A 20,736-nucleotide genomic window follows, 5' to 3' on the forward strand; every position below is an offset into this window, starting at 1 on the left:
CGATCGGGTCAGCTAACCCTATCGCCCGGCTCAACGGGGCCTATCACGACCTGCGGATATGCCACAATGATCCCGAACCGTCCGACGCGGCGCCCACCTGCACCGCTAACTCTAGGAACGTCGTGAACCGCTCGCCGAAGGGTGCCGCAGCGATTAGCTGGGTGATCGCGTGCGGTTTGCTCTGCGGTGGTGGGGCCGTGCTGGCGGCGACGCCGGCCGCCGCCAGCCCGGGCACGGTAGGTAACAGCGACGGCGAGCACGGGGCTCAGCCCGGCCCGGACAGCAACATCTCGCCGAACGGCAGGGCGGACAGCGGCCGTCGACACAACGGGCCGCACAAACCGCGCGGCAGCGCCATCACCCCGGGCATCGACCGGCCGGCCGGCGGCGTCGCGAGGGGCCCCCGTCGGGTCCTCACCCAGGCCGGCCAAATCCCCGGCGGCGGTTGGCATCCCGGCGATCCGGGTGGGCCGTCGAGCTGGCCGTGTCTGCCGCTACCGCATTTCCCGCCGATCGTGCTGCCGCCGCTGCCGCCGCTGCCGCCGCTGCCGCCGCTACCCCCGCTGCCACCGTTGCACTGGCCGCGGGCCGCACTGGGAGACGGGGTCGGCGTCGAGGCGCCGCCGAGTGCGCGGATTGCTCCGCCGCCCGAGGCCGGTGGCGGCGGTGGCGGCAGCGGGGGCCTGATCGACGCCGCGCCGCGAACGATTCCGCCGCCCGGAGAGCCGGGCGAGCCGGGGGAGCCGCCCGTGGTCAGTGCCGAGAGCGGCGCGGTGGGGTCGAGCGGCTTGACGCCGCCACCCATCACGATGCCCCCGATGATCGGACTGCCTCCGGTGCTCGAGGTCCCGCTGCGTCCGGTCGGTCCGGGTTCCGAGCCGGCCCCGCGAAGCGGCCCTGGGAGGGAATCCCCGTCGACGCGTGAACGGCCGCCCGCCACGTCCGCGGGAGCCGGTACAGAAGTGCCCCCGTCGTCTAGGGTTGGCTATCCGAAATACCTCCAAGATGCCAAGATCGGCGAGGTCGCGGCGGTAGCCTTACCCGGTTTCGCCGGGCTCCTCGCGCTCACCGGACTCGGCGGATTTCTCGGATACCGCCAAGCGAAGGCCGGCCATCTCGTCCGGGCCGCCGGGACGACGCGGTTCATGCAATAGCGCAGTTCGCATCGCAACCTGCCGTCGGGGAAGGGGGACCAGATGTCGGCCAGTCGCCGCGTCACGACTGCGGTCAACGACGTCCTCGACCTCGCGCCGCGCCGGGGGGAGATCTCCCTGACTCGGCTGGTGGCAGCGGTCAGCGCCGACCGGGAACGGCCCATCGAGGTCACGATGGCCGATCTACCGCCCGGGGTGTGCGGCCAGTGGCGCCAATACGCCGATCACGACGTGTTCATGATCCAGAACGGCCTGCCGACCTGGGATCGCACGCTGGCCCACGAACTCGGTCATCTTGTGCTCGGGCACTACGGCATTCCGGTCACCGAGGCCGCCCGCGATGTCGCCGAGCTGGCCAGCGATGACCTCATCGGCTACATGCTGAACCAGCGCACCGGGTGCATGGGTCCAGGGGGAGAGGACATCGAGCAGGAGGCCGAGGATTTCGCCGCCCTGCTGCTGTACCGCCTGGGCCGGTCGCCGTCGGACAGGTCATCGATCGTGCAAGTTCGCCTCGGAGAGGCGTTTGGTTGATCGTCTGGTTGATCGCCGGTCTGCTCGGGATGGCCACCGGCCTGCGCATCGGGTGGGCACTGGTCAACAAGCAGTCGGTGGTCAGCTCCGCGATGATCGTCGCCCTGGGCAGCCTGGCCGCGGTCGCCGCGTTGAACTGGCCGCCGCTGACCCTGTTGATCGACAGCGCGCTGCATTGGTCCAACATCTCCATCGGGCTGAGCCAACTGGCGCTGATCGGCTGCGCGGCGGGCAGCTGCGTGATGATCACCAGCGTCGCGTCGACGCGGAGCCCGGCAGCGGTCCGCCGCATCGCCGCCGTCCAGTACGCCGTGGCCGCGGTGATCGGTGTCGCGAGCCTGGTGCTGTTCTTCCTGTCCGGTCAGCAGCCGGAGATGTCGCCGGAGGAATACCTGCGGCGCAATCTCGGGTCGACCAATACCTCGCTGCCGTGGCTGTTGCCGCTGCTGTACGTGATGCTGGCCTGCACGCTGGTGCTGTGGGCGGGCATGCGCCATTCGAATCGGACCCGTCGCGGTCGAGCACTGTTCGTGTTCACCCTCGGCATTGCACTGCTGGTGGCGGCTACCGCGTTTTTTCTCATCCGCGCGGTGGGCACCTCGCGGCTGGTCGGCGTTGGCACCGCGGCGACGCTGCTGGGCGCGGCCATGGCGATCGTGGCGGCCGGGTCGTTGTTGCCCGCGATCGAGGACTGGTTCGGTGGGCGGCGCGAACTGCGCCTCATCGATCCGCTGCTGACCGAACTGGAGCGGCGGCAGCCAGAAGTCGGTATCGGTGAACGGCCGCGCGGGCCACTGATTTTCCGGGTGGCCGAGCGGTTGTCCCTGATTTCCGACGCGCTGTACATGGAGGCCACCATGGCCGAGCACCTGCGGGCCGGTGGGCCGGACGGCGCGACGGTGGACGTGCTGGCCGATGTCGAGCGCACCGGCGTCAGCCCTGACGCGCAGGCGATGGCGATCGCGAAGTGGATATATGCCGGCCGGCGCACACCGCGCGTGGCGCAGCCCGCGGGCCAAGGGAAATTCCCCGGAATGAGCTGGCTCGGGCAGCCCGAAAGCTATTCGGACCGGGAATGGATCCTCGAAATCGCACGGCAGTACCGCGCGTTGGAGCAGCGCAGGCCAACCGTTGCGCTGTGAAAGGCATCTAACGTTGCCGACTGTCCCGTTCCGGGAGCAGCGGGCTAATCGTCGAGGTGTTCCTGACGACGCAGCTCGTCGACCTTGGTCACGATGTCCTGCTGGGCCTCCGGAGACAGCCCGACGGTACGCGCGGCAATGCGACGCACACCCTCGTCACGCATGTTGGCCAGCCAGGTCAGTTCCTTGTCGAGCTTCTCGTAGTACTCGTCGTCGGTGAAGTAGGCCGGCTTGATACGGAAGAAGTTGGCAAGCGCCGTCATAGTGGTGGATGACGGATTCGTCCGGTTGCCTGAACGCAGCTGAGACAGGTACGGAGCCGACATCGTGATGCCTTCGGACTTCAGTGCGGCGATGACTTCCGCGGAGGTATGCGGACCCCGGCCGGGCGGATACACCGTGTCGAACAGGCGATTCAGTCGCGCCGAGAACGTCGTGCTCATCTTCTTGCCCTCCACCTGCGCCAGGAGCGGTCGTTTCCGTTGGCTTATTTGCTGATCATCGTAGCGACACATCCGCCGACAACCAAGTGCAAACTACTAGATAATTGACGCACGCGTGGTTTTTCCGAGATGTGGCAAACAACGACGCGGGAGATTCGCGTGGTGGGCACGTGCTCGGAGCGGGGCGTTAGGCAAAGAAAAGCAAGGTTGGGCGCATCTTGGCACAGCGCGTGATCGATCATCGCTCAGTCAAGAACCTGAGAGTACCCTGAGCAACCGCGCCCCCAGCGGGCAGTTGCCGAAAACCGCTTTGCTGTAAGTGCGGTTATGCAGGCTCGGCGGGTGGCTTCGGTGCCGCTCCCCGGCCACCGTCACCGCCGACCGCCGACGGCGCCGACTCGGGGGCGTCATCGGGAGACGGTGCCACCCGGGGGGCCGGCCGCAGGGCGGCGGGGCGCAGACGGGGCGGTAGCGCCCGCAGTGCGGCTGCGGCCAGCGCGACCGCCGCGACTGATATCGCGCCGACGACAATGCCGGATGCCGCGGGGAACGCGCCCTCGATCAGCATCGACACGCCGAACACGAGGAACAGCGCTGCCGCGCCCAGCTGGATCAACCGCTCGGGAAGGTGCTTGCCGGCCAGGGCGCCGACGAGGATCGCCAGCGCGTCTGCGGCCACCATGCCGATAGTGGATCCGATCCAGACGCCGACCCAGTCGTTGTCGGCGGCCAGGGTGATCGTCGCGAGCATCGTCTTGTCGCCGAGCTCGGCCAGCAGGAACGCGGACGTCACGGCGAAGAAAGCCGGTGCGCTGTTGCGTTGGGCCTTGCCGGCCTCGTCCTCGGAGAGCTTGTCGCCACGCAGCGTCCATAGACCGAATACGACGAAGGCGACGCCGGCGAGGATGCCCAGCAGGTGCGTCGGCAGGGCCGCGCCCAGGTAGTGCCCGACGGCGACCGAGATCAGGTGCACCGCCGTGGTCGCCACGGTGATGCCGGACAGCACCACCCACCAGCGATGGCGCAGTGCGAACGTCATGGCCATCAACTGCGACTTGTCGCCCAACTCGGCGACGAAGATGACGGCGAAACTCAGGATCAGAGCGGCAAGCACCCGAGACTCCTCGATCGGGTGGCTGTCGTCAGGGGCGATAAAGATGCCTCCGGCCGACAACCACTAACGGTCTAACGGCCGAAGGTCTCGCCCACCGGAAACGCACGCCGGCCGGACAACCGGGCCCGCGATGCACGCCGGGCCAGTATGTCGATTGTCCGATTGGGGGCTACTCCCCTTCGCTGGCGCCAACACTACGTGCAGCGACGCACTACCCGCAACTCGTGCTTCACGAAAGACCAACCGCAGCAATAAATTTGGGGCACCGCGTCAGAAAGTTCGGTTGCCCTCACAACACTAAGCGGCAAGCAACATCGCCAGGATCGCCGTGTCGGGATGGCTGATCGGGTCCACGCCGACGCGGCTGACCATGCCGGTGATCGTGCCGTCGGACTCCGCCTCGACCCAGGCGGCGCGATGTTCCAACCCCAGATGCGGAATGCCGGGCAGCAGGACGCACCCCGACGCCGCACCCGTGCACTCCGGCAGCGACGGCGTGGTCTCCGAGGGGGGATGCAGCATCAGTAGTGCCGGCGGCTGACGTTCAGCGAAATGTCCTGGCGGAACGGCGGATTCACCGACCACCGTGCCCTCGGCGAGCACCAGACCGACGGTGCCCGGCTGCGGCTTGTCGGGGAGCTCCTCCCTGACGCCGAAAATCGTTGTCGTGGAGAGCAATCCGGGCAGCGAGGCGACGCGAACCGCGACCATCAGAAGCTGGGCCCATTCCTTGGTGGAGTTGGGCCAGCGGCCGGAAACCACAAAGCCCTTGAGGGCACCACGAGAATGAAATGGGGCGACTTCGACCGAACGCCCGGAACCATTTTCCATCTCGCCTCCGCGACACTCGTTATGCCAGTGCGACTCGACAGTGGGTCGGTTCGATTCAGGATGCGGTACGTAACGCCTGGCACGCAAGCGGACACGAGTGCTAACGAGAGGCAAATCGCCGTGGGATGGAAACCCCCGGGCGCGGGCTCAGAACAGAACGATCAGGGCGAGGATGCCCAGCAGCACGAGAGCGATGACTCCGGCCCGCAGCGCGGCCAGCATGTACGAGCGGTTACAGGTCGCCGACGGGGCATACCAATGCGACTGCTGCGACCCGGACTGAGCCCGGTATGGCTGCTGATATGCCATCACACCGTCCTGACCAGCATGTTCAACTACCGCCCCTAGTGAAAATCGTCACAGGTTAACTGTGAGCGCGATCATAACCCCATCGGTAGCGGTAGGAAAATTGGCCCACCGCCGTGACCAGCGCGCAGAAGAATTTTTGTTTGGCGTTTCGCGGTGCCGGGTATTGAAGATCACAGTCGGCGCGGAGGTGTCGGCGTGTCGTTCGGCGCGTCGCGGCCCCTCATCGGACGGTTAGTGGGCCAACCGATTTCGCTCGCTCGTAACCAAGTTGTTGATCAGGGCGCTCTACGGCCGCGGTGTTATCCACAGATACTGCCCGTCTCCATGGCGAGAAGGTGCGCTCAATGCCCATTAACCGGGGTAGAGCGCTGTGGATAAACCTGTGGAAACTGTGGATAGCCGATCATTGCTGCACGTCCCGAAAGGGCGTACCTGCACTGCGTGCCACAATTCCGGCTCGACGACGGCCCGCCTGGTCGCTCCGACTTGCGCTTGCGCTCGCTAGGCTGGTCCGCGTGATTCAGGTGTGCTCCCAATGCGGAACGCGGTGGAATGTGCGCGACCGCCAGCGCGCCTGGTGCCCACGCTGCAACGGCGCCCTGATGGCACCGACCGGTCCGCCGGATCCTCGCTGGAGCCCGGGCGCCACCACACATCCGCCGGCGCGCAGTCCCGCGCCGCAGACCGGCGCGCCCCGTCTGCCGTCAGGGTTCCGCTGGATAGCGGTCCGGCCTGGGCCGCCCCCGCCACCGCGCCGTCGCCGTCGTCATCTCGGACCGACGCCCCGGTACGCCTACATCCCGCGCTGGGGGCTCGCCGACAACCTTCCGCAGGCCCCGGTGCAGGGCGAGTCCACCGCGAAAGAGGGGCCGGCACCCGTCACCGTCCGCGCCGCGCTGCTGTCGGCGATCGCCATCTTCGGCCTGGCCGCGGCGATCCACATCGTTCGCTACGTGTTGCTGCTGATCAATCGGACGACGCTGCTGCCCCCGCTGGTTGCCGGCGCGGCGCTGTGGCTCGGCGTGTTGCTCAGTCTGGCCGCCATCGTGTCGGTGATCCTGACCGCGGGTGTCATGGCGTGGTGGTTGATCACCCGCCGCGCGGCGGTCTATGCGCATCTGGGACAGGACGACCCTCGGCCGGCCTGGGCGCTGTGGGTCGGCAGCTTGGTGCCGATCGCCAATCTGGTGTGGGCGCCGGTGTACGTCATCGAACTTGCCCACGCCGAACAGTCGGAGGCTCGGCTGCGGGGACCGATCGCCGCGTGGTGGATCGCGTGGGTGCTGTCGACCGCGTTATCGATCTTTGGGATCGCCACCAGCTTCACCACCAAGCCGCAGGGAATCGCCGACAACACCGTGACGGTCGTCATCGCCTATCTGCTGGGTGCGGCGGTGCTGGTGTTGTTGTGGCAGGTGTTCGACGCGTTCGTGCGCAAGCCGGTCGAACGGCCGCTGCACCGGTGGGTGATGGTCGGACAAGAACAGCCCGGTACCGATCAGCCGGGGCCCGGCGAATCGGAAACGCCGCCAGCGGTTGAGCCAGACCAACGGGAACCGGCAGCATAGGCGTATGCACTCGGCCGGCGATCCGCACGGCGGGCACCCCTTCGTGGTGGCCCACCGGGGCGCGTCGGCCGATTGTCCCGAGCACACGCTGGCCGCCTACGAGCTGGCCCTGGCCGAAGGTGCCGATGGAGTCGAGTGCGATGTCCGCCTGACTCGCGACGGCCATCTGGTGTGCGTGCACGACCGCCGGGTGGATCGCACCTCGACCGGTACCGGCCTGGTCAGCGAGATGACACTCGCTGAACTCAAACGGCTGGACTGGGGCGCCTGGCACAGCAGCGCCGGCGCCGAGAAGCCGCCGGAGGGAACCGGGCTACTCACTCTCGATGACCTGGTCCGGCTGGTTCTGGACTGGAACCGGCCGGTGAAAATGTTCATCGAGACCAAGCATCCGGTGCGCTACGGCGGCCTGGTGGAGAGCAAGGTGCTGGCCCTGCTGCATCGCTACGGCATCGCCGCGCCGGCCTCCGCCGATCTGTCCCGCGCGGTGGTGATGTCGTTCTCGGCCGCGGCGGTCTGGCGGATCCGCCGTGCCGCACCGCTGCTGCCGACCGTGCTGCTCGGTGAGACGTCGCGCTATCTGGGCGGCAGCGCCGCCACGACCGTCGGGGCCACGGCCGTCGGCCCGTCCATCGCCACCCTGCGGGAGCATCCCGAACTCGTCGACAGGGCCGCCGCCCAGGGCCGGGCCATGTACTGCTGGACGGTCGACCACTACGAGGACGTCGGATATTGCCGCGACCTCGGCGTCGGCTGGATCGCGACCAACCATCCGGGCCGGACCAAAGCCTGGTTGCAGAACCCGCTGGCGGTCCCCGGCGACTAGGGCTGAGCGTCGAGCACCGATTGCGGGATGGCCGAATCGGTGCGCAGCGCCTGGAACAGCTGGTCGGCGGCGTCGGAATCCCACACCACCACCGACCCGGAGCTGTTTGCGGTGAACTCACCGATCGGCACCGTGATCGCGGTGGTCGAGCCGTGCAGCGCCCAGCCCAGCTGGGCCAGATCCCAGACGTGATCGCCGCTGTCGACAGTGAGCGATCCGACGGCGGCCTTGGGCACCGAGTACCAGCGCCACGGATTGAGCCACACCAGAGGACTGCTCGCCCGGTGCATCACGGCGGCCATGAACTCGCGCTGATGCACCATCCGATCCAGGTCGGCCCGCGGCGTCGCGCGGCTGCGCACGTAGCCCAGCGCCTTGCTGCCGTCGAGGGTCTGGCAGCCCGCGGGCAAGGTGATCCCGGCCAGCGGATCGTCGATCGGGTCGGCAGGGCACACGTCGACACCGCCGAGCGCGTCGACCACCACGGCGAAACCGTCGAAACCCACTTCGGCGTAGTGGTCGAGGTGTAGCCCGGTCGCTTCTTCGACGGTCTGTGCCAGCAGCGGCGCGCCGCCCTCGGCGAAGGCGGCGTTGATCTTGTCCTTGCCGTAGCCGGGAATGTTCACGTAGGAGTCGCGCGGCAGGGAGACCATCGTGGTCGGTGCGCCGGAGCCCAACCCGGGGATGTGAACGAGCAGGATCGTGTCGGTGCGGCCGTTGCCGAGGTCACCGCCGGTCGCCAGCTGGGCTTGTTGCTCGGGGGTCAGACCGGCCCGACTGTCGGACCCGACCAGCAGCCACGTCGTGCCCGCACCCGCCGCCGGCCGGTCGGCGTAGTCGAACACGGTGACCCGGTGCAGTGACGTGTCGATCCAGACGGCACCGCCGACGAGTCCGCCGACCACGAGCAGGACGACGATGATCAGTGTGGCGAAAATCCTTCGGCCCCAATGCTTCTTACGCTTCGGTGGCGCTGCTGGGGGCGGTGGTGGCGGAGGTCGCCGAGGTGGGGGAGGCGGCGGGGGCGTGGCCTGGCGCGGAGGTGGTTGACGGGGCGCCGGTGAAGGCGGTGGGGGTGCCGGGCGCGGTGGCGGTGGGGGCGGTGGCCGATAGCCGGGTTCGCGGCGGATCACCTCGGAGGGCTCGCGGCGCGGCGGTGTGGCACGCGGTATCCGCTCGGTCGGCGGATCCGGCGCGGGGCGCCGCCGCCAGTCGTCGCTCACCAGGTCAATTTACGTGCCGGACTCACGTGAGCCAGCCAACATGACCGGCGAGTGCGACGTAACCCACAAATGCGACGGTGTCGATGACGCCATGCGCGATCACCAACGGCCACAAGCGCCCCGTCCGGCACCAGGCGTAGCCGAAGATCAGGCCCATCACCAGGTTGCCGAGACCCGCTCCGAACCCCTGATAGAGGTGGTACATCCCACGCAGGACGCTGGATATCAGGATCGAGCGGTTCTGGCTGAGGCCCAGTTGCTTCAACCGGGTGATCAGGTACCCGACCACCACCACTTCCTCGGCGAAGCCGTTGGCGAACGCGGAGAAGATCAGGACCGGGATGCGCCACCAGGTGTCGTGCAGCGCCGACGCCTCGACCTGGGCGTTCATCCCCAGCCATCGCGCGGCCAGATACAGCAGTAGGCCGGGAATGCCGATCAGCGCGGCCAGGCCCAGACCGCCCAGGATGTCCGAACGCCAGCGCACCCGGCCGAGCCCGAGTCGTGCCGGGCTGGTTCCGCTGCGCCACAACAGATACAGGCCGAGAGCGCCCCAGGCCACCAACTGGGCGACGGAGGCCAGGTTCAGGCCGAGGTTGATCAGGTCGTAGCGAGATAGATTGGGATTCAACCGAACTCGGCGCCCGGCCAGTCCGGACAGGACACCGTCGAGCAACTGCAGGATCGCGGTGACCGCGCTGACACCGAAGGTGACGGCGAGCATGACGCCGATCTCGATGCGCAGCCCACGCCGGTCGGTGGCGAGGAAGTTGTCGCGGGGCGCGGTCACCCCGACACGGTAACGGCCCTACATGCGACGGGCGCGCAGCCCGTTGACGAACGGGCAGCCCATCAGCAGCCGGATCGCGCGACCCAGCGCGGGGACGTCGTGCACCGGTGCGGCGAACGGCAGGCGGACATCGTGATCGCCGTCGGTGCCCTCGACGCGTAGCCGCACGCCGTAGCGGTCCAGCCCGAGCGGGCGCACCCGCCCGCGCCGCAGTTGAGCGGGCAGCTTGCCGGCCAGTCGTGCGAGGACTTCGGGATGGTCGTTGTCCAGATGCCGCAGCCAGGCCGATTCGAACTCGCAGAACGGGTCCGGCCGTGCGGTCAGCAGTTCGTGCAGACAGACGGTTTCGGCGCCGCCGGCATCGGCGACGACGACGGACTCCGCTTCCAGCAGGAACAGCGCCTGGCCGGACCCGATGTCCAGCAGTGCCGCGTTGGGGTGGTCGGTCGCGATCATGTCGACCATCGTGCGTACGGCGTGCCCGGGCACGCTTTGGACTCGGCCGCGGATCCACACCAGGGACCGCACCGGCTCTCGCAACGGCAGCGGGGCGTAATCGGTGAGCTCGAGCACGGCCGCGATGCCGTCGGTACCGGCGCAGCGGGCGCGAGCCGCCAGCGCCGACTCGGAGTCCAGGCTGACCGCGAAGGATCCGCCGGGCAGAAGATGGTGCAGGGGTGTGGTGGCGGGGGCGACGTCGTCGGCGACCAGCATCGCTCCGGCCGCACGCGCACAGGCACTGCGGACGCGTTCGGCGGTGGTTGGTGTTGTGAGCGTCGCTGAGGTCATCGCGCACCTTCCGGCTAGTGAGGTAAGCCTAAGTTAACTACCGACGTGTGGTCGCGCAAGGCTTTCCCGCGAGACGGAACCGATAGGGTTGAACCGTGGCCCGCATCGCCTACCTCGGTCCCGAGGGCACGTTCACCGAAGCGGCACTGCTCAAGATGTGCGCGGCCGGTGTCGTTCCGGGTGATGGCGCCGCGCATCCCGAGCCGACAGACAGCACCCCGGCGGCACTGGCGGCCGTCCGGGCCGGCACAGCGGATTTCGCGTGCGTGCCGATTGAGAACTCGATCGAGGGAAGTGTGCTGCCGACCCTGGACAGCCTGGCGACCGGTGTGCCGCTGCAGATCTATGCGGAACTCACTCTCGACGTCGCGTTCAGCATCGTGGTGCGTGACGGCCAGGACCGCGCCGCCGTGCGGACCGTTGCGGCGTTTCCGATCGCCGCCGCGCAGGTGCGTCGCTGGCTGAGTGACCATCTGCCGGATGCGGAACTGGTTCCGGCCCACTCGAATGCGGCTGCCGCTCAGGAGGTGGCCGCCGGCCGTGCCGACGCGGGGGTCAGCACGGCGCTGGCCGCGCAGCGCTACGGGCTGGGCGCGCTGGCCGACGGGGTGGTCGACGAGCCCAACGCCCGGACGCGGTTCGTCCTGGTCGGCAGGCCCGGCCCGCCACCGCCCCGCACCGGCGCCGACCGCACGTCTGTGGTGTTGCGGATCGACAACACCCCCGGGGCGCTGGTGTCGGCGATGACCGAGTTCGGCATCCGCGACATCGATCTGACCCGGATCGAATCCCGGCCCACCAGAATCGAATTGGGCACCTACGTGTTCTTTCTGGATTGCGTCGGCCACATCGACGACTCCGCGGTGGCCGAAGCGCTCAAAGCGCTGCATCGCCGCTGCGCCGACGTGCGATTCCTGGGATCGTGGCCGACGGAATCGGCCACCGGCGCGACACCGCCGCAGCCAGACGAAGCGGATCGCTGGCTGATCCGGCTCCGTGAAGGGGACCCGACATGAGTGGGCGGCTGATCCTGCTGCGGCACGGGCAATCCCACGGCAACGTCGAGCGCCGCCTCGACACCCGTCCACCCGGTGCGGACCTGACCGACCTCGGCCGCGAACAGGCGCGCGAATTCGCCTTGTCCCGCGGCCGGCGTCCGGGACTCCTGGTGCATTCCGTCGCCCGGCGGGCCGCTCAGACCGCCGAGGAGATCGGTGCGCAATTCCGGCTGTCCGCCGAGGAATTCGAGGGCATCCACGAGGTGCAGGCCGGCGAACTGGAGAATCGCAACGACGACGATGCGATCGCGGAGTTCAACGCGATCTACCAGCGCTGGCACCAAGGCGAACTGACGGTTCCCATGCCCGGCGGGGAGAGTGCCAACGATGTGCTGGAGCGCTATCTACCGTCGATCACCGATCTGCGGCTGCGCTACCTCGACGACCACGCCTGGACCGACGACATCGTCGTGGTGAGTCACGGCGCGGCGATCCGGCTGATCGCGGCGACCCTCGCGGGGGTGGAGAGCACCTTTGTGCTGGACCATCATCTGGCCAACGCCGAGTCGGTGGTCCTGGCGCCGATCACCGACGGGCGATGGAGCTGCGTGCAGTGGGGATCACTCAGCCCGCCGTTCTACCCCGAGCCCGACGCGCATCCGATCGAGGACGCGCTCGAATCCATCGATCCGATGGGCTGAGACGACTTCACACAGCCAACGAGTGAGTCGTTTGCTGAGAGCAGGAACACCCGACCGCTTCGCAATCGATGACCAACAGGTGAAGTACCAGCTCGGGATCGTCGCAATCCGGCTCGGTGCACTCGCCGCGATGCAGGTCGTGGACGATCAAGGTACCGTGGCAATGTGCCAGGCCAGCAGCGCATTCTCGGCAACTCGATTCCATGGTTCGTTCCTAGCACTGCGGTCCGACACTGGACGGTTGCCACGCTGGCGCCAGCAAGCTAATTTTCGCCCGTCGCGAAATTAGCTATGCAATAGCTGGTGTGGTGAGATATCTTGAGTGTCCTCGGCCCTTCGGGGGTGGGCTGGTTAACTGCCGGGCCAGCCAGCAACTCGACGATTCACCCGGCAATACGAAGTAAGGACTGATCATGATGTCAGGTCGTTTGACTCGGCAGATTGCGCTTTTTGCTGGCGGCCTCGCGATTGTCGGAATGGGCACGCTGACCGCTTGCGGTAACAACAAGGAAAAGGCGCCGGAGAGCACCACGCCGACCACCACCACCAGCGCTCCTGCACCGTCGCCCACGGAGAAGGCTGTCGCGCCTGGTGGCCCCAACTCCTTCACGCCGACGGTCAAGGCTCCGCCCGCTCCGACCGCGCTGCCCGGCAACGTCATCACCGGCGGTAACTAGGCCGTTCGGTCGGTATCCCTCCGCAGCAACCCTCCGCCGACAGTGATCGGGGTCAATCGCCTCCGGGCGCTGTCCGCGGTTGGTCTGCTCGGGGTCCTGACCGCTGCTGTAGTACTGGTCGCTGATCTGCACCGTCCACCGGCACCCGCCGGCATCGGTGCGATCAGCGGCCCGTACGCGTCTCTGCTCGCCAGTTCCGTCGATCTCGGCCCGGCGCGCACCGATCACGTTCAGTTGACTGCTGCGCTGCGTGATGATTCTCGGCCCGAGCTTTTGATGGGATGGGCTGTCCAACAAAATCTTTCAGTGCGCTGGCGCCCCGGCGACAGCTGGGCGATTCTCGAAGGTGCGCCCGACGCGGTTTCCGGTGCGTTCGATGTCGACGTCCACGACTACCGCGGCAAACGCGGCCAGGTCTTCTACGCCTCACCCCAACAGCCGTCGGTACCGCAGTCGCTCACTGTGGAGGTGGCCGGCCTCGGCCGCATCCTCGGCTATACGCCGCACCGCGAGTCCAAGGTCTGGATGCTTCCCCTTGAGGTGCCCGACCAGGGACTGACCCCGCGCGCCCTGTTGCGCACCTACAACGCGATGCCATTGCACGACAAGGGCTATACCGGCAAGGGCACCACGGTCGTGGTGTTCGCGTTCGACGGCTTCGACCAAGCCGACCTCGACACCTACGCGTCGTCCTTCAACCTGCCCAAGTTCACCCCGGATGTGGTGGGCGGCATGCCGCCGGCACGGCGCGGCGAGGCGACCATGGACCTCGAGTCCATCCACGCGATCGCCCCCGACGCCAAGAAGGTGCTCGTCAATGCGCGGTCCACCGTCGAGGGCGACGGCTCCTACGAGAAGATCGCCAAACTCATGGAGGACACTGAGCGCACCTACCCCGGCGCGGTGTGGAGCTTCTCCATCGGCTGGGGTTGCGACAAGCTCATCACCGCCGCCGACCTGGTGCCGGTACGGGCGGCTCTGTCGTCCGCACATCGTTCGGGCACAACAGCTTTCGATGCCAGCGGTGACCTGGCCGGCCTCGACTGCAAGGGCGGCGACGAGTGGTCGTCACCACCGAGCGACAACGACGTGGGACTGGACGCCGTGGCGTCGATGCCGGAGATGACCGACGTCGGCGGCACGACGGTGTCCACCGACGACAAAGGCGACTGGCTCGCCGAGCAGTCCTGGTTCGACCCGCCACTGTCGCAAGGCACCGGCGGCGGTGTTTCGGCGCTCTTCGATCGGCCCGAGTGGCAGCAGCACCTCAGCGCGCCCAAAGGTGACGGCAAGCGGCTGACGCCTGATATCGCGGCCGTGGCCGACCCCTTCACCGGCGTGCAGATCGTGTTCAACCAGCAGGTGATCGTCGGCGGGGGCACTTCGCTGGCCGCACCCATCTGGGCCGGATTGACCGCGTTGATGAACCAGTTCGTGGTGGACAAGGGCGGTTCGCTGATCGGCAACATCAACCCGCTGCTCTACGCCATCGCCCAGGGCACGCCGCTGCCCGCCTTCCGTGACGTCGTGCTCGGCGGTAACGCGGTGGACAATGCCGGACCGGGCTATGACCTGGTGACCGGGCTGGGCACTCCCAATGTCGAGAACCTGGCGCAGAATATCCTTGTGACCCAGAAGGTGGTCGGATGAGTGCGCCGGAGAACGGCATCGACGACGTTCCGACGATGCAATGTTCGGTCTGCCAGATCGACGTCCCCGCCGGGGCGTTCTGCGGCTACTGCGGCGCGCACGCGGCCGACGAACCCCACCGCGGACCGCGATGGCTGGGCCGGCTGCGGGGCGACACCTTTGGTGCGTCGCCGGGCGAGAGCGTCTTGCTGCCGGCGATAGCCAGCTCGCTGTTCCCGCATCTGCCACAGCGGTCCCGGACGCCATTCCGGGTGGGGCTGGCACTGGTGCTCGTCGGCCTGGTCGTGTTCGCCGTCGTGAAGATGCCCGCGGCGCTGATCACCGTCGCCGCGCTCGGGTTGCCGCTGTTGTTCGTGCTGTACCTCGCCGAATCGGCGGTGTACCGCGACATGTCCACATGGTCACTGCTGCTGGCCGGCACGCTGGGGGCAGCGCTCGGGGTGGGCTGGACGCTGTTGACGGGTCAGATGGTGGCCCGCGCCTATGGCGTGCCGATGGCCGCGGGCATGGCGATTCACCACCTTGTGCGCGAAGGCATGATCATCCCCGCGGGCGGGATGATCCTGATGCTGGTGCCCACGGTCCTGGTTCGGGTGCTGCGGCCGAATTCGCGAGAATCCCTGGACGGGTTCGTCGTGGGGGCACTGTCCGCGCTGATGTTCGCCGCCGGCGCGACCCTGACCCGGCTTGCACCGCAGTTCGCCACCGGACTGTTGGCGCACAGCCGTCCGATGAAGGGCCTGCTCGTCGAGGCGCTGTTGTGTGGCGTGACGATTCCGCTCACCGCCGCCGTGGCCGGCGGGATGATCGGTATCGCGTTGTGGTTCAAGGGCCAGAACTCCAACCCGCATGAGCACCCCGGCCGAACCCGCGCCGTGCTGTTCGCGCTGGCGATCGTGGTGGTGGTGATTCACACCGGTGTCGCGATCACCGACATCATGGGGATGGAGCAGCTCCGGATGCTGGCCGTCCACGTCGTGATGACGTTGGTGGTACTCGTTCTGCTGCGAATCGCGTTGCAGCTCGCGCTTCTTCACGAAGCGCACGATCCGATCGAGCTGGACGAGCCGCTGCTGTGCATCCACTGTCAGCACGTGGTTCCCGATATGGCATTCTGCCCGGCGTGCGGCGTGGCCACCCGGGCGTCGTCGCGCGCGTCGCGACATGAGCGCCGTGAGTTGCGTCCGGTTCGACAGGTCGCCGCGGAGGGGTCGTGACCGCACCCTCGGCCGCTGCCGGCGAGGAGAAGTTCGTCGGGTATGCGCTGCCGGCCGGCCTCTACGTCGCCCCGGAAGTGCGGCGCCCCAAATTCAGTCGCACCGTCGGAATTTGGATGGCGGGGATCGTCGTCGTCGCCTTGATTCTGGTCGGGGTGTCGCTGTCGGTCACCAAGAAGGCCCCGCGCTACATGTGTCCGCCCGAATGCGGTGCCCCGCCGATGGGCACGCCCGTGACGGGACTTCCCCGCTTCACCGCGGCGGACGGCTCATTCTCCGTGTCCTATCCGACAGCGAATTCGGCCTACGAGATCTCCACCGAAGGCAACGGCGTGACCGCGAAGTTCACCGCCGGGGATACCGGTGTGCTGCAACTGTTTTCCGAGCCTGCGAATGGCCGCGACCCGCAGACCATCGCCCGTGATCTGTTGAAGAAGAAGTTCCCCGACGCCAAGATCGCCTACGAGATCCCCAACGCGATGGTCGGCTATCAACCCGGGTACGGCGAGGTCGCCGACACCTGGCCGCAGGGGACGTCCAACAGCTACATCCGCCTGCGCACCGTGCTGCTGGTGGCGATCAAGAACGATCTGGCGCTGGTGGCCGGCGCTGTCGGCCCGTACCACGCGTTCGGCCCTGATTTCGGCCCCGGCCTCCCGTCAGGTGCCAATCTGCAGATCGCCCAGGACATGGGCAAATACGTCAACAGCTTCGCCTGGCAGGGTGACCCGCCGCGCTGAACTGCCTCAGCCCCAACCTAACTCGTGTAGTCGATCGTCGTCGATGCCGAAATGGTGTGCGATCTCGTGGATTACGGTGATCGCCACCTCCTCGACCACGTCGGCCTCCGTCTCGCACATGTCCAGCAGCGGTTCGCGATAGATCGTGACGGTGTCGGGAAGTGATCCGGCGTAACTGGAATCGCGCTCGGTCAGCGCGACGCCTTCATAGAGGCCCAGCAGGTCGGGGTCGTCCGGGTGGTGATCTTCGACCATGATCACGACGTTGTCGATCGCCTTGGCCAGCCCGGGCGGAATCAGATCCAGTGCGTCACCGACCAATTCCTCGAACCGTGCCGGGTCCATCCGGACGGGCACTAGGCCGGCGGTGGAACGGGGATGTCGGCGGGCCCGGGCGGCGGGCCCGCCGGTGCCGCCGGAGCCGGAGGGCCGTCCATGGGCGGCGCGTCGGCGGGTGGCGGTGGCGGGGCGGGCACCGGTTCACCATTGACCACGTTGCCGTCGGCTGGCGGCGGCACTGCGGCGGGAGTGGTGGGTGCCGCGGTCGAACTCGGCGTCTGGGTTTGGGTCGCGGTCGCCGTCGACTGCTGCGGCAGGTGCTGGGTTTGGGTGGACTGGCTGGACTGGCTGCCGCTGTCGGTTGCCGACGGCGAATACGTGGTCGTCGGGACGTCGGGCAACAGCGGAATCGACGGGAGGTTCAGGCGCTCGGACGGAATGTCCGGGGGCGGGATCGGCGGCATGCCGTTGATCAGCAGCGCACCCTTGGCGGGGTTGATCAACGTCGCCCAGCCGCCGTTACCCAGGGTGGCGCCGATGCTGCACGCCACCTGGTGGCTGCCGGCGGTCCAGCTGGGCAGCGAGATCGTGCTGTAGATCAGCGTCAGGGTGGTCGAGCGCAGCTGCACCGGTGCCAGGTAGGCGTCGGTCATCCGGGTGCACACGTCTTTGATGAAGGCGTCCTGGTCGGCATCCGATGGCAATCCGCCGGAGAACTTCTCCGCGAGGTTCACCGTCCCCGTGACCTCCATGGCATGCGGGGCGCCGCAGTCGACGGGGATGTCGGTCGGTTGGTTGGTGGGCGGATCGATGCCCAGGCAGGTGCCGGCCGGCCAGACCTTGGACTGGTCGAGCTCGGCCACCCGGCCCTTGAAGGCGGTCTGCTGGTTGTCGGCTCCCGGCAGCTGCAGGCCGCACAGCATGCGTCGCTCGCCGTCCTGCTTCCAGGCCTTGTCACCCGACCACAGCATGCTGATCGTGAACTTGCTGTTCGGATCGAATTTGTCGCCCAGGTACCGCTCGACAGCCGGCTGGCATTGCTCGAGGCTGATCTGCTGGATCCGGGCGGCGCTCGGCGGCGCGGCGTTGGGCCCGTATTCGGTCCCCGGATAGGTGCGCATGTCGACGGACTCGGCCACCTCGAACTTGTGGTCGCCCTTGCAGTCGACGATGGTGGCCGCGTCGGGATTCTTGTCCCAGGTCAAACAGCTGCCCGACTTGGCGTTGGCGAAGGCCGCCGTCCCCTTGGCGCCCGACAGCGGGTTGGACCCGGCGTAGCCGGCCAGCCGGTTGTTGTAGCCGATCGGCAACGCGGTGACGACACCCGCGATCAGAAGGCCGCCGAGCGCGGTCAGCAGCAGGGCCCGTCGGGTCGACGTGGCCTGGAAGGTGCCGAGAAACGTTCGCCTCGATGTGCCCGGTTCGGGCTGGTCAGGCGTCACGTCGTCGCGCTCGGATAACTGCAGCATCGCCCTCTATTGTGGCAGGCGCGGCGAGGCGTGTGACAAGTGATGCAGTTGTAATGTTATGGGGTTGTGCTGTGTCGTCGGCCGGAGGGGCCGACGCACCGCTGCGGCCAACTAGCTAGGGTTGCGGGCGTGATCGACCTGAAACTGCTGCGCGACGACCCCGATGCGGTACGGCGGTCCCAGCTCAGCCGTGGTGAGGATCCGGGCCTCGTCGACGCCCTGCTGGACGCCGACACCGCGCGCCGGGCGGCGATATCGAGAGCCGATTCACTGCGCGCCGAGCAGAAGGCCGCCAGCAAGAAGGTCGGTTCGGCATCCCCTGATGATCGGCCGGCACTGCTCGAGCAGGCCAAAGAGCTTGCCGCGCAGGTGAAGTCGGCCGAAGCCGAGCAGGCTCAAGCCGAAGCGGCGATGACGGCCGCGCACATGGGCATCCAGAATGTCATCATCGCCGGCGTTCCGGCCGGTGGTGAGGACGATTTCGCCGTGCTCGAGGTTGTGGGCCAGCCGCGCGAGATCGAGAACCCGAAGGACCACCTCGAACTCGGCGAGTCGCTAGGGCTCATCGACATGGAGCGCGGCGCCAAGGTGTCGGGATCGCGGTTCTACTTCCTGACCGGCCGCGGCGCCCTGCTTCAACTCGGGCTGCTCCAGCTGGCGGTACGGGTGGCTACCGAGAACGGCTTCACGCTGATGATCCCGCCGGTGCTGGTACGCCCCGAGGTGATGGCCGGAACCGGATTCCTCGGTGCCCACGCCGACGAGATCTACCACCTCGCGGACGATGACCTCTATCTCGTCGGTACCTCAGAGGTGCCGTTGGCGGGTTATCACTCCGACGAGATCCTCGACCTCTCGGGCGGTCCGTTGCGCTACGCCGGATGGTCGTCCTGCTTCCGGCGCGAGGCCGGCAGTTACGGCAAGGACACTCGCGGCATCATCCGGGTGCACCAGTTCGACAAGGTGGAGGGCTTCGTTTACTGCCGCCCTGAGGACGCCGAGGCCGAACACCAGCGGCTGTTGGGCTGGCAGCGCCAGATGCTCGAGCTCATCGACGTGCCCTACCGGGTGATCGACGTGGCCGCCGGTGACCTCGGTTCGTCGGCGGCACGCAAATTCGACTGCGAGGCTTGGGTTCCCACCCAGCAGGCCTACCGCGAACTCACCTCGACGTCGAACTGCACGACGTTCCAGGCTCGTCGGCTGGCCACCCGGTACCGCGACGAGAACGGCAAGCCGCAGACCGCGGCGACCCTGAACGGGACGCTGGCCACAACGCGGTGGCTGGTCGCGATCCTGGAGAACCATCAGCAGCCTGACGGCAGCGTGCGTGTTCCCGCCGCCCTGGTACCTTACGTTGGGACGGAGGTCCTGCAACCGTGATCGAACTCGACCTCGATGAGGTGCGCGGCTGGTTCGGCTTCGGCGTGGCCGGAAACTTCGCCGGCCATCTCGAACAGGCCGGCGAGGCAGTCGATTTCGTCAATGTCAAGACGGAGGGCAAAGAAGGTTCAGCCCCCAAGGGAATCTTCCCGTGGTACGCGCCCGGGCACGACAGTTTCCTGGGGGAGTTTCCGCTGTCCCACGACGCGTTGATGGTGCCCAAGACGACGGAGGCCGACGGCCCGCTGAACCTGCAGATCGAGCCCGAGGTCGGGTTGGCCTGTGACGTGGTGTGGGAGGGCGACACCGTGGTCACGCTGCGACCGTTTGCGCTCGGCGCGTTCAACGACTGCTCGATCCGCCGGCCCAACGCGGCCAAGATCAGCCACAAGAAGAACTGGGGCCCGTCATCGAAAGGCGTTGCGCACCAGTTCTTCGACATCAGCGACCTCACCCCGGACGGCCCGACCGCGACGCTGCGGCTGCTGTGCCATCTGCGCACCGCCGACGGCGTGCACCACGAGTACGGGGTGGACAGCCCGCTGCTGGGCTATTCGTACTACGGCGAGGTGTTGCTGGACTGGATCGTCGAGCGGTTGGCCAACCAAAAGGGTTCGCCCGATACGCCTTTGGAGGATGTCGGAGCGCTCATGGTCGCGTCCGGGCGTCCGAAACGGGTACTGATCGGCATCGGTGCGACGCGCTACACCGAGCTGGGGGAGTCGACGTACCTGCAGCCGGGCGATGAGGCCATCGTGCGGGTGTACGACACCGAGAGCGACGCGGCATCCGAACTGCGCCAGTTGGTCTGGCAGCCCTAGTCCTTTCCTCACTGCGCCCAAACCGACGTTTGGACGCAAAAGGTCGAGTGGATCGCGCCATTTCGTCGATCTCGGCGC

22 protein-coding genes are annotated in these 20,736 nt (G+C 67.6%); 13 read left to right on the top strand and 9 right to left on the bottom strand.

Features of this window, described 5'->3' with window-relative positions; all coding sequences use genetic code 11:
* Nucleotides 1-122 precede the first annotated feature (122 nt).
* Genes CRM90_RS05690 through CRM90_RS05700 form a run of 3 tightly spaced genes read left to right on the top strand, consistent with a single transcriptional unit; the run spans nt 123 to nt 2,830 of the window.
* Nucleotides 123-1,154, top strand: a complete 1,032-nt coding sequence (locus CRM90_RS05690) for a hypothetical protein (protein ID WP_142391326.1) — start codon at nt 123-125, stop codon at nt 1,152-1,154.
* Nucleotides 1,155-1,196: 42 nt separating this feature from the next.
* Nucleotides 1,197-1,688 carry an ImmA/IrrE family metallo-endopeptidase gene (locus tag CRM90_RS05695; protein ID WP_102806012.1) on the top strand — a complete coding sequence of 164 codons (492 nt, stop codon included), beginning with the start codon at nt 1,197-1,199 and terminating at the stop codon, nt 1,686-1,688.
* Nucleotides 1,685-2,830, top strand: coding sequence for a hypothetical protein (locus CRM90_RS05700; protein ID WP_102806013.1), 1,146 nt, complete (start codon nt 1,685-1,687; stop codon nt 2,828-2,830). Before CRM90_RS05695 ends, CRM90_RS05700 begins: the two co-directional genes overlap by 4 nt.
* Nucleotides 2,831-2,874: 44 nt before the next feature.
* On the opposite strand, the gene CRM90_RS05705 is transcribed toward CRM90_RS05700, so the two are convergent.
* From CRM90_RS05705 to CRM90_RS30665, 4 genes are all read right to left on the bottom strand, one after another.
* Nucleotides 2,875-3,273, bottom strand: a complete 399-nt coding sequence (locus CRM90_RS05705; RefSeq protein ID WP_102806136.1) for a transcriptional regulator — start codon at nt 3,271-3,273, stop codon at nt 2,875-2,877.
* Between the two features lie 325 nt (nt 3,274-3,598).
* Nucleotides 3,599-4,387, bottom strand: coding sequence for a TMEM165/GDT1 family protein (locus tag CRM90_RS05710; protein WP_102806137.1), 789 nt, complete (start codon nt 4,385-4,387; stop codon nt 3,599-3,601).
* A 297-nt stretch (nt 4,388-4,684) separates the two neighbouring features.
* On the bottom strand, nt 4,685-5,218 hold the full coding sequence (locus tag CRM90_RS05715) for a hypothetical protein (RefSeq protein ID WP_036342027.1): 534 nt from the start codon (nt 5,216-5,218) through the stop codon (nt 4,685-4,687).
* A gap of 147 nt (nt 5,219-5,365) precedes the next feature.
* Nucleotides 5,366-5,527 carry a hypothetical protein gene (locus CRM90_RS30665; protein WP_165760953.1) on the bottom strand — a complete coding sequence of 54 codons (162 nt, stop codon included), beginning with the start codon at nt 5,525-5,527 and terminating at the stop codon, nt 5,366-5,368.
* A gap of 515 nt (nt 5,528-6,042) precedes the next feature.
* Between CRM90_RS30665 and CRM90_RS05720 the strand changes: the two genes are divergently transcribed.
* Complete coding sequence (locus CRM90_RS05720) at nt 6,043-7,095, top strand: DUF4328 domain-containing protein (protein ID WP_102806014.1); 1,053 nt, start codon at nt 6,043-6,045, stop codon at nt 7,093-7,095.
* 4 nt (nt 7,096-7,099) lie between these two features.
* Entirely contained in the window at nt 7,100-7,921 is an 822-nt protein-coding gene (locus CRM90_RS05725; protein ID WP_102806015.1) for a glycerophosphodiester phosphodiesterase, read from the top strand.
* Here the strand turns inward: CRM90_RS05725 and CRM90_RS05730 are convergent.
* Genes CRM90_RS05730 through CRM90_RS05740 form a run of 3 tightly spaced genes read right to left on the bottom strand, consistent with a single transcriptional unit; the run spans nt 7,918 to nt 10,723 of the window.
* Nucleotides 7,918-9,144 carry an LCP family protein gene (locus CRM90_RS05730; RefSeq protein ID WP_502693230.1) on the bottom strand — a complete coding sequence of 409 codons (1,227 nt, stop codon included), beginning with the start codon at nt 9,142-9,144 and terminating at the stop codon, nt 7,918-7,920. The two genes, CRM90_RS05725 and CRM90_RS05730, sit on opposite strands and share 4 nt — an antisense overlap.
* A gap of 22 nt (nt 9,145-9,166) precedes the next feature.
* Nucleotides 9,167-9,934 carry a CPBP family intramembrane glutamic endopeptidase gene (locus CRM90_RS05735; protein WP_502693231.1) on the bottom strand — a complete coding sequence of 256 codons (768 nt, stop codon included), beginning with the start codon at nt 9,932-9,934 and terminating at the stop codon, nt 9,167-9,169.
* Between the two features lie 18 nt (nt 9,935-9,952).
* A complete protein-coding gene (locus tag CRM90_RS05740; protein WP_102806016.1) occupies nt 9,953-10,723 on the bottom strand; it encodes a DUF2470 domain-containing protein in 771 nt (256 codons plus the stop codon).
* A gap of 95 nt (nt 10,724-10,818) precedes the next feature.
* Here CRM90_RS05740 and pheA point away from each other — a divergent pair, with 95 nt between their 5' ends.
* The 6 genes from pheA to CRM90_RS05775 all read left to right on the top strand — a co-directional run bounded on the left by pheA (nt 10,819) and on the right by CRM90_RS05775 (nt 16,706).
* A complete protein-coding gene (pheA, locus tag CRM90_RS05745) occupies nt 10,819-11,739 on the top strand; it encodes a prephenate dehydratase (RefSeq protein ID WP_102806017.1) in 921 nt (306 codons plus the stop codon).
* Entirely contained in the window at nt 11,736-12,422 is a 687-nt protein-coding gene (locus CRM90_RS05750) for a histidine phosphatase family protein (protein ID WP_102806018.1), read from the top strand. The genes pheA and CRM90_RS05750 overlap by 4 nt, the downstream gene beginning before the upstream one ends.
* Before the next feature lie 476 nt (nt 12,423-12,898).
* On the top strand, nt 12,899-13,099 hold the full coding sequence (locus CRM90_RS05760; protein ID WP_370507392.1) for a hypothetical protein: 201 nt from the start codon (nt 12,899-12,901) through the stop codon (nt 13,097-13,099).
* Nucleotides 13,100-13,141: 42 nt separating this feature from the next.
* Nucleotides 13,142-14,749 carry a S53 family peptidase gene (locus tag CRM90_RS05765; RefSeq protein WP_102806021.1) on the top strand — a complete coding sequence of 536 codons (1,608 nt, stop codon included), beginning with the start codon at nt 13,142-13,144 and terminating at the stop codon, nt 14,747-14,749.
* Nucleotides 14,746-15,966 (top strand): zinc ribbon domain-containing protein, encoded by a 1,221-nt coding sequence (locus CRM90_RS05770; protein ID WP_102806022.1) that lies wholly within the window; start codon nt 14,746-14,748, stop codon nt 15,964-15,966. Before CRM90_RS05765 ends, CRM90_RS05770 begins: the two co-directional genes overlap by 4 nt.
* Nucleotides 15,963-16,706 (top strand): hypothetical protein, encoded by a 744-nt coding sequence (locus CRM90_RS05775; protein ID WP_102806023.1) that lies wholly within the window; start codon nt 15,963-15,965, stop codon nt 16,704-16,706. The genes CRM90_RS05770 and CRM90_RS05775 overlap by 4 nt, the downstream gene beginning before the upstream one ends.
* Before the next feature lie 6 nt (nt 16,707-16,712).
* Here CRM90_RS05775 and CRM90_RS05780 read toward each other — a convergent pair whose 3' ends face one another.
* The gene (locus CRM90_RS05780) at nt 16,713-17,063 is read right to left on the bottom strand and encodes a metallopeptidase family protein (protein WP_102806024.1); all 351 of its coding nucleotides are present in this window, start codon (nt 17,061-17,063) and stop codon (nt 16,713-16,715) included.
* On the bottom strand, nt 17,063-18,454 hold the full coding sequence (locus CRM90_RS05785; RefSeq protein WP_102806025.1) for a septum formation family protein: 1,392 nt from the start codon (nt 18,452-18,454) through the stop codon (nt 17,063-17,065). Before CRM90_RS05785 ends, CRM90_RS05780 begins: the two co-directional genes overlap by 1 nt.
* A 129-nt stretch (nt 18,455-18,583) precedes the next feature.
* Between CRM90_RS05785 and serS the strand changes: the two genes are divergently transcribed.
* Both serS and CRM90_RS05795 read left to right on the top strand, forming a co-directional pair.
* Nucleotides 18,584-19,837 carry a serine--tRNA ligase gene (gene serS / locus CRM90_RS05790; protein WP_102806026.1) on the top strand — a complete coding sequence of 418 codons (1,254 nt, stop codon included), beginning with the start codon at nt 18,584-18,586 and terminating at the stop codon, nt 19,835-19,837.
* Nucleotides 19,834-20,658: a DUF5718 family protein gene (locus tag CRM90_RS05795; protein WP_102806027.1), complete on the top strand. Its 825-nt coding sequence runs from the start codon at nt 19,834-19,836 to the stop codon at nt 20,656-20,658. Before serS ends, CRM90_RS05795 begins: the two co-directional genes overlap by 4 nt.
* Nucleotides 20,659-20,736: the final 78 nt, after the last annotated feature.

Source organism: Mycobacterium sp. ENV421, assembly GCF_002887815.1.
In the GTDB taxonomy this organism is placed as follows: Bacteria; Actinomycetota; Actinomycetes; order Mycobacteriales; family Mycobacteriaceae; genus Mycobacterium.